Genomic DNA, 15,390 nt, shown 5'->3' on the forward strand with positions numbered 1-15,390 from the left:
GGGATACATATGGAAAATGCCTTTAAGTTGCTGTATAAAACAATTGAAGAACGAAAGGGAAGCCCACTTCCTGAATCGTATACAAATTATTTATTTTCAAAAGGAGAAGATAAAATTTTAAAGAAGATTGGTGAAGAGTGTGCTGAAGTAATTATCGCATGTAAAAATAATGATAAAGAAGAAGTAGTGAAAGAAATGGTTGATGTATTTTATCACTGTTTCGTTTTATTAGCTGAAAAAAATATTGCATTGGAAGATGTGATGCGAGAGGTGAAAGAACGAAATGGAAAGCTTTCGAGAGTTGGGGATAGAAGGGAAATAGATACATTATAAGGGGGAATGTATATGAAAGTAGATTATCATCTTCACTTAGAAGAAGGACCGTATTCAATAGGATGGCTTGCTAAAATAAATGAAGCGTTGGAATGTTATGAACCGCTTCAAGAAAGACATTCTATTGATTGGCTTATGAAAACACAAGAGCGTTTGCAAAAGCGTGTGAAGGAAGGGCCATTTACAACAGAATGGATAGATCTATATTTAGAAGAAGCTGTGCGAAAAGGAATAAAAGAAGTGGGAATTGTTGATCATCTATATCGTTTTCATGAAGCAAAAGGATATTATGAAAAATATGTAGATATTAGTGATTCTAAGCTCGGTCGTATACAGAAAGAATGGTTAGATCAAGTAAGGGTAGTTTCACTGTATGATTTTACAAAGGCAATTGAAGAGGCGAAAGAACGATGGGGGAAAAGAGGTGTCACACTTAAACTTGGAATTGAAGCGGATTATTTTATTGGTTGTGAAGGAGAGTTAAAAGAATTATTAGCGCTAGGAGACTTTGATTATGTAATTGGTTCCGTTCATTTTCTAAATGGCTGGGGATTTGATAATCCAGATACGAAAGAATATTTTGAGGTGCATGACCTACGCGCATTATATGATATGTTTTTTAAAACAGTTGAGAGTGCGATTCGTACCGAGTTATTTGATATTATCGCTCATCTTGATAATATAAAGGTATTTAATTATCGATTGGATGAGAATGAACAGCTTTCTTATTATGAGGAAATTGCCTGTGCATTAGTAGAAACGAATACGGCAACAGAAATAAATGCAGGATTATACTATCGTTATCCTGTTCGTGAAATGTGCCCAAGTCCACTATATTTACAAGTATTAGCTAAGTATGGTGTTCCAATTACGATTTCTTCGGATGCCCATTACCCAAATGATTTAGGGAATTATGTACAAGAAAATGTACAAACATTACGAGCTCACGGTGTTACTCAGGTTGCAACATTTACGAAGCGAGCAAGAGTAATGAGGTCGCTTGAAGAAGAAGTAACAAATTCAAAATGAAACGCAATTTTTTGATGAAAACTGTCCTTTTTGTTCAAAATAAGAAAGAATGAAAAGGAGGGTAAGAAATGGCGAAACAACAAAACAAACAAAATGTACAAGGTGCACAGCAACAAGCTTATACTTCTGAAACGAATGCTGCATCTCAATCGGTTATTGAGGAGCAAATTAGCGATACGGTTGCAGAAGGAACTATTGATGTGAAGCTTGGAAAAGAATCGCAGGAAAAAGCGTAAGAAGAGGGGAGAGTTGCATCTCCTCTTTTTTCATGGAAAAGTGTCGATTTTCAAAACTATAATCAAATTCCTTGGTTTTTATATGTGGATTTCTTACAATGAAATATAAGAGATGTCTTATTTTCTATAGAAGAGGTGTTAGTAGTGGCAAAAATATTAGTAGCGGGAAAAATTCCGGAAATTGGATTAGAACTATTAAAAGATCATAATGTAGAAATGTACAATAAAGAGGAGTTAATTTCTATAGATGAATTAACAGAGCGTGTAAAAGATAAAGATGCATTGTTAAGTTTACTTTCGACAAAGGTGCCAAAAGAAGTTATTGATGCAGCGCCTCATTTAAAGATTGTTGCAAACTATGGTGCTGGTTACGACAATATTGATTACACGTATGCGGGCGAAAAAGGAATTGCAGTTACGAATACACCGAAAGTATCAACGGAAGCGACTGCAGAATTAACATTTGCACTTCTTTTAGCAGCGGCGCGTAGAATTCCTGAAGGGGATACGTTATGTCGTACGACTGGATTTAACGGATGGGCACCGTTATTTTTCTTAGGACGAGAAGTCCATGGTAAGACAATCGGAATTATAGGTCTTGGAGAAATCGGGAAGGCTGTTGCAAAACGTGCGAAAGCATTTGGAATGGATGTTTTATATACAGGGCCAAATCGTAAGCTTGAAGCTGAAAGTGAACTGGGAGCAACGTATGTGACGTTGGAAGAATTATTACAAACAGCAGACTTTATTACAATTAACTGTGCTTATAATCCGAAATTACATCATATGATTGATGAAGAGCAGTTTAAAATGATGAAGAAAACAGCGTATATTGTAAATGCTTCACGTGGACCAATTATGAATGAAGCAGCACTTGCTCATGCATTAAAAACGAATGAAATTGAAGGAGCAGCTCTTGACGTGTTTGAATTTGAACCGAAAATTACAGAAGAGCTAAAAGAATTAAAGAATGTAGTACTTGCTCCACACGTAGGGAATGCAACATTTGAAACTCGTGATGCGATGGCTGAAATGGCTGTCAGAAATATTTTAGCTGTATTAAACGGCGAAGAGCCAGTAACACCTGTAAATCAAAAGGTATTAGTTACAAAATAAAAAGAAACCTTCCGGACTCGGAAGGTTTTCTTATTTTTCTTTATTGGCTTTTTTAGACGGTCTTTGTCTAATGAATTGAGATAACATGTACAAAATATATAGTGGAATGGCAATGAATAAGAAAACAGAAAAATTTCCAAATCCTGTTTGATACATTGTAATAATGATTCCAACTAAAAATAGTGTAATAATGATGCTATATCGTGGAATTGGTACATCTTTTAAACTTGGGATACGAATGCGGCTCACCATTAAAAATGCGAACGTTACAAATACGGTAATAAGAACGATTTTTGGAATGGTATGTGAAAATAATGTTAAGAAAGCAACAAGCCCTCCCGCTGCTGTAATCGGTACTCCAGTGAAATATTTCATTGAAGTAGAAGATGGTGTTACATTAAATCGTGCTAAACGATATGCTCCGAAAAGAGGGAATAATCCCGCTATGTATAATCCGATGATTCCGTAGTTTGAGAAAGATGTGTAATACATTAAAACAGCTGGTGCTGCACCAAATGTTACGACATCTGCAAGCGAGTCGAGCTCTTTTCCCATTTGTGAATCAACACGTAATAAACGAGCAACACGGCCATCAAGACTATCTAACATCATCCCGATAAGTACTAAAATAGCAGCTGATTTATAATATCCTAAAGATGCATAGCCGATTGATAAAAATCCGCTATATAAATTTCCGAGCGTAAATAAGTTTGGAATAGCTGCTCTATACAAAATCTGATCCCTTGCTTTCTGTAATAAATTCTTAATTAGTGTATGAAAGTTTACTTATTTTATCATACCATAAATTTATTCCTCATACGAAAGAAATTACCAATTTGTGAAAGATTTCATAGAAGGATGGTTCGAAAATTAAGTGAAAATAAAAAGAGGAAGCAACTTGTATAAAGTTGCTTCCTTTACTATTCAAATTTCGTTGTCATCGTTCCGGTTTTATATCGATTATTAGGATCGAAGCGTAATAAATCTCCATAAATTAATTTATCGGAGAGTTTTAATTCTGTTTTTGCTTTTTCAATATACGGCTGACATAACGTCATGTCAGCTTCTTCACCCGTACTTCTTTTGTAGCACATATTTTTTGTATAAACATACTCTTCAGAAACAAAGCTACCATCACGCATTACCATAAGCGGGTCTTTCTCTTTAATAAATAAGTCAGTTCCAAATTCAACGGATTTATTTGTTTTAATACCAAGTAAATGAAGGAGCGTTGGCTTAATATCAATTTGACCGGATACTTTAGAAACAACTTTTCCTTCTTGGCCAGGCACATGAATAATAAGAGGGACTCGTTGTAATTGCATAGAATCGAATGGTGTAATAGTATCTTTTCCTAGGAACTGTGCCATAGCTGCGTTATGGTTTTCGGAAATACCGTAATGATCACCATAAATGACAATAACGGAATTATCATATAATCCTTCTTCTTTTAATTGTTGAATAAATAATTTAAGAGCTTCATCTGTGTAACGAACAGTTGGGAAGTAGCGGTTTACAACACCACTTTCCGAGTTGAATTCATCAACATATTGATCTTCCGGATTTAGAAGAAACGGAAAATGATTTGTTAATGTAATAAATTTTGTATAGAACGGTTGCGGTAAAGATTTTAACTTTGGAATAGATTGTTCAAAGAACTCTTTATCTTTTAATCCCCAACCGACAGACATTTGCTCCGTTCCTGCGTAATCATTTAAATTAAAATAACGATCATATCCAAGCGCAGGATACATTACATCCCGATTCCAAAACGTTTTATCGTTTGAATGGAAGACGGCAGAAGAATATCCGTATTTCTTTAATTGTTCTGGTGTCGCTGTGTATTCATTTGTTGCATGAGTAAAGAATACAGAACCACGATCTAGCGGATAAAGTGAGTTTTCAACGATAAATTCAGCATCAGAAGTTTTGCCTTGTCCAGTTTGATGATAGAAGTTATCGAAATAGAAACTATCCTTAATAAATTCATTTAAAAATGGTGTAATTTCTTTTCCATTTATTTTTTTATTAATAACAAAGTTTTGTGTAGATTCCATTGAAATTAAAATTACATTTTTACCTTTTGCAGCTCCAAATAAGTTTTTATCAACTTGTTTGTCTTTTGAGTCTGTATAGTTTTTAATTTCAGAAAACCCATCTCCACTTGCAAATACACGCTCAGCTGAAGACTTGGATTGAAGCGTAATGTCAAATAGATGGTATGTGTATAAACCTAAATTCTTCACGACAGTTTGACGGTCAAATGAGCGCGAGAACATTTGTGGTTTATAAATAACTGATACAACAATTTGTAGTGCTAATAAAGCTGTTACACCGCTAAAGAAAGTTCGCTTCTCTGAGCGGGAAAGTGGTGTTTTGTCGCCAAATGATGGGAATTTACGTGAAATAAACATTAAAATAATTGCATCTGCAAATAAAAGTAATGTTTTGTACGTAAAGAGTTCTTTTATACTTGTCCCTAAATCAGCCATATTGTTTGTTTGGAATAAAACCGGGAAAGTAACGAAATCGTTATAGAACCCATAAAACATTGCGTTTCCAAATAAAATAAATGACAGTATAAAACTGATTCCAATTATAATTCGGTTTCGGTGCTTAGATGCAAGTAAAGCTAAGCCGAAAAATAAAAGTAACGCAGCTAGTGGATTGATAAAAAGCATGAATTCTTCAAAGAAATTATCAATTTTAATATCAAATGCTAGCTTGTACACAATATATGTTTTAATCCATAGTAAAACGACTGCAACGAGTGCAAATCGCAGTTTTGGAAACAGATGTTGTAGCATAATATACTCCTCTCCTAAAAAGCATGACAGTTCTTGTGAGTCAGTTTGCTTAACGACTCATTTTATATATACGAACAGTCCTTTGTTATTATGATTATTATACTATGAGTATCATTATACGAAAATAAAAGAAGGTTGTGGGCTTTTTTATAATAATCGAGTAGAAAAAGAGTGGTGGGAGACAATAAAACAGAATTTCTATGTATGATAATTATCGTACGCAGAAAGAATCGCGTGATAATACGGAGGTTATAATGCGAAAATTATTATATTTTATAGCATGCAGTAGTGTTATACTTTTTACTTCACCGAGTGTGTCGGTAGCCCAATATGATGCACCTCTTATGGAAGATGCACTTTATTCTGTTTTATTTCCAAAAATAAATAAAGCAATTGAAAAACAATATGGAAGTTTGAAACCTTATCAATGTCCTAAAATTATTAGTTTAAAAAAAGTGTATAGCGGTACATATTTATTTCAAGCAAGTATTGAAGTGACAAAGTATGAACGTGTTGCTGGGAAAATTGCTCCACCATTTGAGAAGGTAACGATTACATTTAATAACGAAGAAGGCGAATGGGAAGTGACAAAGATTTCAGTAAAGCGCTTACCAAATGATACGAAACTAAACTGTAAAAAAACAATATAAAAAATTGTTTGACAAATAAAATGGTCCTTTGGTATTGTTAATAGCAACAATTAGATGTTTGAAAATTAAATAGACTTACCTCATCTACTCTCAAAGGTAGAGGCCGCGATAGGAAAGAGTAAGCTATGGGAGATTTAATGGAATCTGTGATCATAGGTTGAAAGGGACTATTGCCGAAATATAAGAATAACCATCTTATTCATATATTGGGACTGCATTGAATAAATGTAGTACTGTCATAAGATTTATTTTATGGAGAGCTATTTGGAGATGTTGATGCGGTTTCTTATTTTGAGGAGATAACAACTCGTTTATTTTTTCAATATATATTTTTCCTAATAAGAAACGCGTGTGAACATTGTTCCGCGCGTTTTTTGTCTATCTAAAAGCGTGCTGCAATGAATAGAAGATTGGGGTTATGAGTTTTAGAGGAAATAAGGGAGGAATTTAAATGTATTTACACGGCACAAGCCGAATTAATGGGCAAGGACACTTAGAAATTGGAGGGTGCGATACGACGCAGCTAGCAAAGCAATACGGAACACCACTTTATGTATACGATGAAGAGTCTATTCGAGGAAAATGCCGAGCATTTCATCGTGCTTTTAAAGAAAGTGGTTTCTCTTATCAAGTAGCATATGCAAGCAAGGCGTTCTTGTGCATGGAGATGTGCCGAGTAGCTCGTGAAGAGAATATGTCATTAGACGTTGTTTCTGGGGGAGAATTATATACTGCGCTCCAAGCAGGATTTCCGGCATCACGTATTCATTTTCATGGAAATAATAAAACAGAAGAAGAAATAGTGATGGCTCTTCAGGCGAATATCGGTTGTTTTGTCGTAGATAATTTCTTTGAATTAGAAGTTTTACACGATTTAGCGATGCAACATGGGAAATTTGTGAACATATTAATTCGTGTAACGCCTGGAGTAGAGGCGCACACACATGAATATATTACAACAGGTCAAGATGATTCGAAATTTGGATTTGGTGTTTCAAACGGTCAAGCAATGCAGGCAATTGGATTTGCTTTACAAAAATCCAATTATAATGTGCTAGGGATCCATTCACATATTGGGTCGCAAATATTTGAAACAGCTGGTTTTGTTCGAGCAATTGAAGTTCTTCGCCAATTTTTAGAAGAAGTGAGAGAGCAAACAAACTATGTAGTAAAAGTGTTAAATGTAGGCGGGGGATTTGGAATACGTTACACAGAGTCAGATACACCATTAACTCTTGAGACATATGTGCGAGCTGTAACAAGTGCAGTGAGAGAACAATTTACTGTATGTGAATATCCATTGCCAGAAATATGGATTGAGCCAGGCCGTAGCATTGTAGGTGATGCTGGGACAACAATTTATACAGTTGGATCTGTGAAAGATATTCCTGGTATTCGGAAATATGTATCAGTCGATGGTGGAATGACAGATAATTTAAGACCTGCTTTATATAATGCGCGTTATGAAGCGATGTTAGCGAATCGAGCGAATGATGAGAATGAGGAACTCGTTTCGATTGCCGGGAAATGCTGTGAGAGTGGAGACATGTTGATTTGGGATATTCATTTACCGAAAGTCGCTGCTTCTGATTTACTAGCAGTTTCCTGTACAGGAGCATACGGGTACTCGATGGCGAATAATTACAATCGGATTCGAAGACCAGCCGTTGTCTTTGCAAAAGGCGGAACATCGCAAGTAGTTGTGGAACGCGAAACATATGAAAATATTATTGGGAACGATCGCATACGTATTAAAGAGCTTGTCTAAATAGGAAAAGGAGTTGTTCGAATGGGCAATTCCTTTTTTATAAAATAAAATAATTAAAATATATCGGAAAACTAGGATTGAAAAAAATCAGAATTGTGATAAAATACAAATACAAAGCTTATCAAGAGAAGCGGAGGGAACTGGCCCGAAGAAGCTCGGCAACCTGCTTATAGAAAGCAAGGTGCTAAATCCAGCAAAATGGGATCCATTTTGAAAGATAAGGTAAAATATATTACCGAACAGTCTTTTCGAAATGGGAAAGATTTTTTTTATGAATAAAAAGGGGGGCTGTTCGCGTGAGTGTACGGGAACATTTTGATGAAGTATCCGAGAAGATTGAAGCGATGCTTGCTGATATGAAATATGGTTCAATTACAATTGTTGTGCAAGATGGGAAAGTAATTCAGTTAGAGAAAAGTGAAAAAGTACGTTTAAAGTGAAAAGCGCTGACTAGAAAAACTAGAGGCGGTTTTAACCTATTTTCATTAGGTTAAAACCGTCTTTTTGCTTTTACAGGGGGAAAAAACATGTTGACGTATGAAACGTGGGAAGAAAATGTTGTTTCGTTTTCGGAAGAAGATGAAACAAAAGGTGCGTTATCAGTATTAAATTGGGCTTATAAAGAATATAAAGATGAGGTTGTCTACGCATGTAGCTTTGGGGTGGAAGGTATGGTATTGCTACACATTATAAACCAAGTAAATCCATCTGCTAAAGTTGTATTTTTGGATACAAATGTTCATTTTCAAGAAACGTATGAATTAATTCGAAAAGTGCGGGAACGATTTCCTTCATTGAATATTATAGAAAAACAGCCAGAACTTACACTTGATGAACAGGCGAAGTTGCATGGTGAAAAACTGTGGGAGAGCAATCCGAATCTTTGTTGTAAGATTAGAAAAATTTTACCTTTAGAAAAATCATTAGTCGTGGAAAAAGCATGGATATCGGGCTTAAGAAGGGAACAATCAGAAACACGTAAGCATACAAAGTTTATAAATCAAGATCATCGTTTTCAATCTATTAAAGTTTGTCCACTCATTCATTGGACGTGGAAAGAAGTTTGGCGATATGTATACAAACATAGCTTGCCGTATAACCCGTTGCATGATGTTGGCTATCCAAGTATTGGGTGTGAGAAATGTACGTTACCTGTAGGGGATGGTGGCGATTCAAGAGATGGTAGATGGGCTGGAAAAGTGAAAACTGAATGTGGTCTTCATTACCAATAAGATGAATCTTGAAATAAAGCTAAGAGAGGATATAGAAAAATGAGCATAGTAAACGAATTAGTAAACCGTATAGATGAGACATATGACGTATCACAAATTGAAAAAGAAATTAAATTAGACAATATTGCGTTAAGTGATTTAGAACTATTGGCGACAGGTGGATATAGCCCCCTTACTGGTTTTTTAGGGAAGGAAGATTATGATTCTGTTGTAGAAACGCTTCGTTTAGCAAATGGTAGTGTGTGGAGTATACCGATTACATTACCGGTAACAGAAAAAGTCGCAGAAAGCCTGAAGGCTGGAGAGGAAGTAAAGCTTGTCAACAATGGAAATATATACGGTGTCATTCAAATAGAAGATATTTTTGTACCAGATAAAGAAAAAGAAGCGTTACTTGTATATAAAACAACGGATGAGGCTCATCCAGGAGTGAAAAAATTATATGAACGACCAAACGTTTACGTTGGAGGAACTATTATTCTAACAAAACGCTTTGAAAATAATCAATTTCCTTCTTATCATTTAGACCCAATTGAAACGAGGGAAGCATTTAAAAAACGTGGGTGGAAAACAGTGGTCGGATTTCAAACGAGAAACCCGGTACATCGTGCCCATGAGTATATTCAAAAATCTGCTCTTGAAATTGTAGATGGTCTCTTTTTAAATCCGCTCGTTGGAGAAACGAAATCGGATGATATTCCTGCTGATGTAAGAATGGAAAGCTATGAAGTACTTCTTCAAAACTATTATCCGAAAAATCGTGTCTTTTTAAGTGTATTTCCTGCTGCCATGCGTTACGCAGGACCAAGGGAAGCGATATTTCATGCGTTAGTAAGAAAGAATTTTGGATGTACCCACTTTATAGTAGGGCGTGATCATGCTGGAGTAGGAGATTATTACGGAACGTATGAAGCGCAAGAAATCTTCACAAATTTTACGATAGAAGAGTTAGGAATTACACCACTATTCTTTGAGCATAGTTTTTACTGCACGAAATGTGAAGCGATGGCTTCAACGAAAACATGTCCGCACGGAAAAGAAGATCATGTTATTTTATCGGGTACGAAAGTAAGAGAATTATTAAGAAACGGTGAGATTCCGCCAAGTACATTTAGTCGTAAAGAAGTAGTGGAAGTGCTAATTAAAGGCTTGAAAAAAGAAGTAGTAACAGAATAGGGAGAGAACGAGATGGATACGAATATTACTTGGCATACAGCTTCGGTTTCAAAAGATGAGAGAAGAGTGAAGAATGGACATCATAGTTTTGTAATTTGGTTTACTGGTTTATCAGCTTCGGGTAAATCTACAGTAGCGAATGCGGTCGCTCGTAAACTGTTTGAAAAGAATATTGGAAATTATGTGCTGGATGGGGATAACATTCGCCACGGTTTAAATAAAGACTTAGGATTTTCTGAAAGTGATCGCATGGAAAATATAAGACGTATTGGCGAAGTGGCAAAGTTATTTGTAGACCAAGGAGCAGTTGTCCTTACAGCATTTATTTCACCATTTCGAGTAGACCGCAAACAAGTAAGAGATTTATTAGCGGCAGATGAATTTATTGAAATTTTTGTGAAGTGTCCGATTGAAGAGTGTGAGAAACGTGATCCGAAAGGACTTTATAAAAAGGCAAGAAAAGGTGATATTAAGGATTTCACAGGTATTGATTCGCCTTATGAAGAGCCAGAGCAAGCGGAATTAATTGTAGAAACGCACAAATATTCTATTGAAGAATGTGCAGAACAAATCGTGAAGTACTTACAAGAGCGTAGTTTTATATAGGGGGATAAACAATGAGTTATGAAAAAGTATGGGCTAACAATGAAAAATTAAATCAGACCGAGAAAAATAAATTAGAAAAAGATGGCTTAGAAATTTTTAATGATATTCCTTACTATGCGGAAAATGGTTTCGAATCTATTCCGAAAGAAGAGTGGGATGCCTTTAAATGGGCAGGCTTGTATTTACAAAGACCGAAAGAAGCTGGTTATTTTATGATGCGGGTAAATATTCCGTCAGGGATTATTACAAATGCACAGGCAGAAGTACTTGCTTCTATCGCTGAAGATTATGGACGTAATGTAATAGATATTACGACGAGACAGGCGATTCAGTTTCACTGGTTAGAAATTCAGCAAATTCCAGATATTTTTAAAAGATTAGCAAGAGTTGGGTTATCTTCAGCGGGGGCTTGTGGTGATATAACGCGGAATATTACAGGTAATCCGCTTGCTGGCATTGATGCAAATGAACTATTCGATACAACGCATATTGTAAAAGAAGTATATGATTACTTCCAACATAATGAAGAGTTTTCTAACTTGCCACGTAAATTTAAAATGTCTATTAGTTCTAATATTTATAATTCAGCAAACGCAGAAATTAACTGTGTTGCATTTACGCCTGCAACGAAAGAAATAGATGGTGAGAAAAAAGTTGGTTTTCATATAAAAGTAGGTGGAGGATTATCAGCTCGACCGTATTTAGCTGATGAATTAGATGTATTCGTTTTACCAGAAGAAGTGAAGGCGGTGGCGATTGCGATTGCTACTATATTCCGTGATTTTGGATATCGTGAAAAACGTCATTTAGCTCGGTTGAAATTTCTTGTTGCGGACTGGGGAGCAGAGAAATTTAAAGAGAAACTAATAGAGTATACAGGGCCTTTACAAAGTAAAGGGGAAAGTGCACTCAAAGGATGGAATGCAGGCTATTTTTATGGTGTTCAAGACCAAAAACAAAAGGGATTAAAATATGTAGGTTTTAATGTACCGGTAGGTCGTTTACATGCAGAAGAAATGTTTGAGATTGCAAGAATCGCAAAGCAATATGGAAATGGACAAATTCGTACATGTAACTCGCAAAACTTCATTATTCCGAACGTTCCTCCAGAAAATGTAAAAGGATTACTTAGTGAACCGCTGTTTGAAGCGATATCTGCTAGCCCGAAATCATTTATTGGTCATGCGGTTTCATGTACCGGTATTGAATATTGTAATCTTGCACTAGTAGAAACGAAAGAAAGATTACGAAAAATTGCAGAATACTTAGATACACAAATTGCACTCGATGTTCCAGTTCGAATTCATATGGTAGGCTGCCCGAATTCATGTGGTCAACGTCAAATTGCTGACATTGGGCTACAAGGGGTGAAAATGAAAACGAAGGAAAAAGGTATTGTTGAAGCGTTTGAAATATACGTAGGTGGAACATTGTTAGATGGCGGTGCCTACAATCAAAAGTTAAAAGGAAAAATAGATGGCGAGGATCTACCTGATGTACTCGCATCATTTATAAGTTATTTCAAAGAGAATAAATTACCAGCCGAAACATTTTATGATTTTGTAGGTCGTGTTGGTGTAGACATATTACAAATAGCGTTAAATAACGTGTTAGAAGAAGTCATAGCGTCTTAGGGGGGACAATATGGATTTATATCGATTTGAAGCTGTATTAGTGAGTGATATTGTTCCGATTGTTGTTGTTGCTCAAAGTGAAGAACAGGCATTTAAGCTTGCGGAGATTGAGCTTGAAAAACATTTTTTACCGTTGCCAGAGGTAAAAGAGATTTCTTTGTTTGAAAAAAAGAAGATTCGAAAAGGTGCAGCATTTGTTATTCATGAGTAGAGATTAGTAATACGAAAAAATAAAAACTTCCATTCTTATATACGAATGGAAGTTTCATTTTAATAGTAGAAATGAGGAGAGATGATGGGGAAGGTTTATATTGTTGGAGCGGGTCCTGGCGATCCAGATTTAATTACTGTTAAAGGGTTGAAATGTATTGAGAAGGCAGATGTTATTTTATACGATCGCCTTGTGAATAAAGAGCTGCTTTCACACGCAAAGCCTGACGCGGATTTAATTTATTGCGGGAAACTCCCGAATTATCACACGATGAAGCAAGAAACAATTAATACATTTCTTATTAAGTATGCGAAAAAAGGGAAAGTTGTAACGAGGCTTAAGGGCGGCGATCCATTTGTATTTGGTAGAGGGGGAGAAGAAGCGGAAGCATTAGCAAAGCAAGGTGTACCATTTGAAATCGTCCCAGGTATTTCATCTGGAATAGCTGCACCTGCTTATGCTGGTATTCCAGTGACGCACCGTGATGCAAGTGCAAGTTTTGCTATTGTGACTGGGCATAGGAAAGAAGGTGCTGAAGAAGAAGTGAAATGGAAAAGTTTAGCGAAAGGTGTAGAGACTTTAGCGGTATATATGGGGGTTAGTAATTTGCCCTACATATGTGAGCAACTTATGAAGCATGGAAAAGATAAAAGTACGCCAGCTGCTATTATTGAGCAGGGGACGACGTCTATGCAACGCACAGTTGTTGGAACGTTAGGGACAATTGTAGATGTTGCGAAAAAAGAGCAAATTCAAAATCCGAGTATGATTGTAATTGGAGAGGTTGTCCGTTTTAGAGAAAAAATTCATTGGTTTGAGAAGCAGACAGAAAATGCTTATCAAGTAAGTGGAGTGTTGTAAAATGAAAGCCGTCTTATATATATGTCATGGAAGTCGTTTGAAGACAGCGAAAGAAGAGGCGATTCAATTTATTACATCGTGCATGAGCCGTATAGAAGCGACTATTCAAGAAGTTTGTTTTTTAGAGTTAGCGAATCCTTCTATTGAAGATAGTTTTCGTACATGTGTGAAGCGTGGGGCCACTGAGATTATTGCTATCCCTGTTTTTTTATTAGCGGCAGGTCATGTAAAAAAAGATATCCCTTTTGAATTGGAAAAGTTAACCAATCAATTTTCGGATGTTAAAGTGACCTATGGTAATCCGTTTGGTGTATCAGAAACACTTGTTAAATCGGTGTATAGCGGAAGTGGCATCGAACAGGAAGATAAAAATGAAGTGACGTTACTTCTTGTTGCAAGAGGGAGCAGTGATCCTGAAGTATTAAGAGATATAAACTGGATTGCTTCTTTATTTCAAACAAAAGAGAAGGTTAAAAAAGTAGAAGTTTGTTATTTAGCGGCTGCAGAGCCAAAATTTGAGGAGAAGTTAAAGGAAGTTGTAGAACGAAAAGAAAAGAACATCGTTGTACTGCCTTACTTGTTATTTACAGGTTTACTTATGAAACATATTGAGAAAGAAGTGCGCCAATATGAAGTGGAAGAGATAAAAATTAGTCCATATTTAGGGAAGAATGAAGCGTTTCAAGATATGTTAATTCAGAAAACGACGGAGTTATTGAAAGGAGATCAGTATGTATCCACTTACAGTGCGAGTTAATGAGAAACGCGTTGTTGTTATTGGCGGGGGAAAAGTTGCAGGATTTAAAATTATTCCTTTACTCAAACAGGGTGCGGATATAGTTGTGATAAGTCCAGAATTAGATGCGAATTTAGTAAAACTTGTGGAAGAAAAGAAAATTCGTTGGTATCAAAGAGAATATGAAAAAAGTGATATTAAAAGTGCTTTTTTAGTTGTTGCAGCGAGTAGTGATTCAATATTAAATGAACAAGTTGCTGAAGATGCCGCTGAGAATCAATTAGTAAATGTTATTACAAATCCGGAAAGTGGTAATGTTCATTTTCCGGCAGCGATTCATCGTGGTTTACTTAATATAGCAGTTTCTACTGGGGGAGCGAGCCCGAAGCTAGCAAAAAAAATTCGAGATGATATTGCAAATAAATATGATGAGACATATGAATCGTATTTAGATTTTTTATATGAAGTAAGGTTGAAGTTAAAAGATTTACAGTTAGAAAAGAGGGAACGAAATATATTGCTCCAAGAAGTGTTGAAATCAGTATATGTGCAAAATGAGGGGAAAAGAGAAAGTTTTTTACGTGAGTTAGAGGAAAAGGTTTTAAAATAATAAAAGATAAAGTGCGCTTTACAAATATAAAAATATAATTTATAATCACAAGTAACTTCAATAGATGAAATCGATGAGCAAGAAGAGTACGTATATTTGATGCGTTCAGAGAGCTGGGGTTAGGTGGGAGCCCGGTACGATAAAATATACAGAATGGGCTTGCGAGAGGTATGTTGAACATTGTAGTAGGCAACCCGGGTTCCGCCGTTAAAAGGATAGAGTATCGGAATTATTCCTGTACTTGAACAAGTGGGATTTATCAATCCAATTGAGGTGGTACCACGGTATTTACATTACATATATCGTCCTCTACATGCATATTTGCGTGTAGGGGACTTTTTTATTTTCTAAAGGAGGTGTGCGAGTATGAAATGAAAGTGTATAA

Annotated in this window: 17 protein-coding genes, 2 riboswitches and 1 other annotated feature; of the genes, 15 read left to right on the top strand and 2 right to left on the bottom strand. The window is 35.9% G+C overall.

The annotated features are described in order from the left end of the window. Positions 1-9 precede the first annotated feature (9 nt). The 4 genes from hisE to ACTFN4_RS08055 all read left to right on the top strand — a co-directional run bounded on the left by hisE (position 10) and on the right by ACTFN4_RS08055 (position 2,714). Complete coding sequence (gene hisE, locus ACTFN4_RS08040; protein WP_000426358.1) at positions 10-333, top strand: phosphoribosyl-ATP diphosphatase; 324 nt, start codon at positions 10-12, stop codon at positions 331-333. Between the two features lie 12 nt (positions 334-345). Next, positions 346-1,362 carry a histidinol phosphate phosphatase domain-containing protein gene (locus tag ACTFN4_RS08045; protein ID WP_000861838.1) on the top strand — a complete coding sequence of 339 codons (1,017 nt, stop codon included), beginning with the start codon at positions 346-348 and terminating at the stop codon, positions 1,360-1,362. 68 nt (positions 1,363-1,430) lie between these two features. Continuing rightward, positions 1,431-1,598, top strand: coding sequence for a YozQ family protein (locus ACTFN4_RS08050; RefSeq protein ID WP_001118878.1), 168 nt, complete (start codon positions 1,431-1,433; stop codon positions 1,596-1,598). Between the two features lie 144 nt (positions 1,599-1,742). Continuing rightward, the gene (locus ACTFN4_RS08055; RefSeq protein WP_001062858.1) at positions 1,743-2,714 is read left to right on the top strand and encodes an NAD(P)-dependent oxidoreductase; all 972 of its coding nucleotides are present in this window, start codon (positions 1,743-1,745) and stop codon (positions 2,712-2,714) included. 30 nt (positions 2,715-2,744) lie between these two features. Here the strand turns inward: ACTFN4_RS08055 and pssA are convergent, their stop codons facing one another. Further along, on the bottom strand, positions 2,745-3,446 hold the full coding sequence (gene pssA / locus ACTFN4_RS08060) for a CDP-diacylglycerol--serine O-phosphatidyltransferase (protein WP_000285417.1): 702 nt from the start codon (positions 3,444-3,446) through the stop codon (positions 2,745-2,747). A 188-nt stretch (positions 3,447-3,634) separates the two neighbouring features. Then, entirely contained in the window at positions 3,635-5,521 is a 1,887-nt protein-coding gene (locus ACTFN4_RS08065) for an LTA synthase family protein (protein ID WP_000939078.1), read from the bottom strand. 254 nt (positions 5,522-5,775) lie between these two features. Here ACTFN4_RS08065 and ACTFN4_RS08070 point away from each other — a divergent pair, with 254 nt between their 5' ends. The 11 genes from ACTFN4_RS08070 to ACTFN4_RS08120 all read left to right on the top strand — a co-directional run bounded on the left by ACTFN4_RS08070 (position 5,776) and on the right by ACTFN4_RS08120 (position 15,005). Then, positions 5,776-6,171 (top strand): DUF3888 domain-containing protein, encoded by a 396-nt coding sequence (locus ACTFN4_RS08070; RefSeq protein WP_001228823.1) that lies wholly within the window; start codon positions 5,776-5,778, stop codon positions 6,169-6,171. 89 nt (positions 6,172-6,260) lie between these two features. After that, positions 6,261-6,442, top strand: a riboswitch (Lysine riboswitch). A gap of 180 nt (positions 6,443-6,622) precedes the next feature. Next, complete coding sequence (gene lysA / locus ACTFN4_RS08075) at positions 6,623-7,939, top strand: diaminopimelate decarboxylase (protein WP_000280642.1); 1,317 nt, start codon at positions 6,623-6,625, stop codon at positions 7,937-7,939. 115 nt (positions 7,940-8,054) lie between these two features. Beyond that, a riboswitch (SAM riboswitch) is annotated at positions 8,055-8,163 on the top strand. Between the two features lie 72 nt (positions 8,164-8,235). Next, positions 8,236-8,379 carry a YezD family protein gene (locus ACTFN4_RS08080; RefSeq protein ID WP_000116158.1) on the top strand — a complete coding sequence of 48 codons (144 nt, stop codon included), beginning with the start codon at positions 8,236-8,238 and terminating at the stop codon, positions 8,377-8,379. An 87-nt stretch (positions 8,380-8,466) separates the two neighbouring features. Beyond that, entirely contained in the window at positions 8,467-9,171 is a 705-nt protein-coding gene (locus ACTFN4_RS08085) for a phosphoadenylyl-sulfate reductase (protein ID WP_000959022.1), read from the top strand. A gap of 39 nt (positions 9,172-9,210) precedes the next feature. Next, positions 9,211-10,347 (top strand): sulfate adenylyltransferase, encoded by a 1,137-nt coding sequence (gene sat, locus ACTFN4_RS08090; RefSeq protein WP_000029491.1) that lies wholly within the window; start codon positions 9,211-9,213, stop codon positions 10,345-10,347. Between the two features lie 12 nt (positions 10,348-10,359). Continuing rightward, positions 10,360-10,953 carry an adenylyl-sulfate kinase gene (gene cysC, locus ACTFN4_RS08095; protein WP_000380499.1) on the top strand — a complete coding sequence of 198 codons (594 nt, stop codon included), beginning with the start codon at positions 10,360-10,362 and terminating at the stop codon, positions 10,951-10,953. 11 nt (positions 10,954-10,964) lie between these two features. Next, entirely contained in the window at positions 10,965-12,587 is a 1,623-nt protein-coding gene (locus tag ACTFN4_RS08100) for a nitrite/sulfite reductase (RefSeq protein ID WP_000119620.1), read from the top strand. Between the two features lie 10 nt (positions 12,588-12,597). Further along, positions 12,598-12,798 carry a DUF3906 family protein gene (locus ACTFN4_RS08105; protein WP_000366918.1) on the top strand — a complete coding sequence of 67 codons (201 nt, stop codon included), beginning with the start codon at positions 12,598-12,600 and terminating at the stop codon, positions 12,796-12,798. 84 nt (positions 12,799-12,882) lie between these two features. Continuing rightward, entirely contained in the window at positions 12,883-13,659 is a 777-nt protein-coding gene (gene cobA / locus ACTFN4_RS08110; RefSeq protein ID WP_000521257.1) for a uroporphyrinogen-III C-methyltransferase, read from the top strand. Between the two features lies 1 nt (position 13,660). After that, positions 13,661-14,416 carry a sirohydrochlorin chelatase gene (locus ACTFN4_RS08115; RefSeq protein WP_000648892.1) on the top strand — a complete coding sequence of 252 codons (756 nt, stop codon included), beginning with the start codon at positions 13,661-13,663 and terminating at the stop codon, positions 14,414-14,416. Next, a complete protein-coding gene (locus ACTFN4_RS08120) occupies positions 14,391-15,005 on the top strand; it encodes an NAD(P)-binding protein (protein ID WP_000283356.1) in 615 nt (204 codons plus the stop codon). Before ACTFN4_RS08115 ends, ACTFN4_RS08120 begins: the two co-directional genes overlap by 26 nt. Positions 15,006-15,069: 64 nt before the next feature. Continuing rightward, positions 15,070-15,318: a binding site (T-box leader), on the top strand. Positions 15,319-15,390: the final 72 nt, after the last annotated feature.

The sequence above is a fragment of the Bacillus cereus group sp. MYBK95-2 genome, from assembly GCF_051915225.1.
Classification (GTDB): domain Bacteria; phylum Bacillota; class Bacilli; order Bacillales; family Bacillaceae_G; genus Bacillus_A; species Bacillus_A cereus.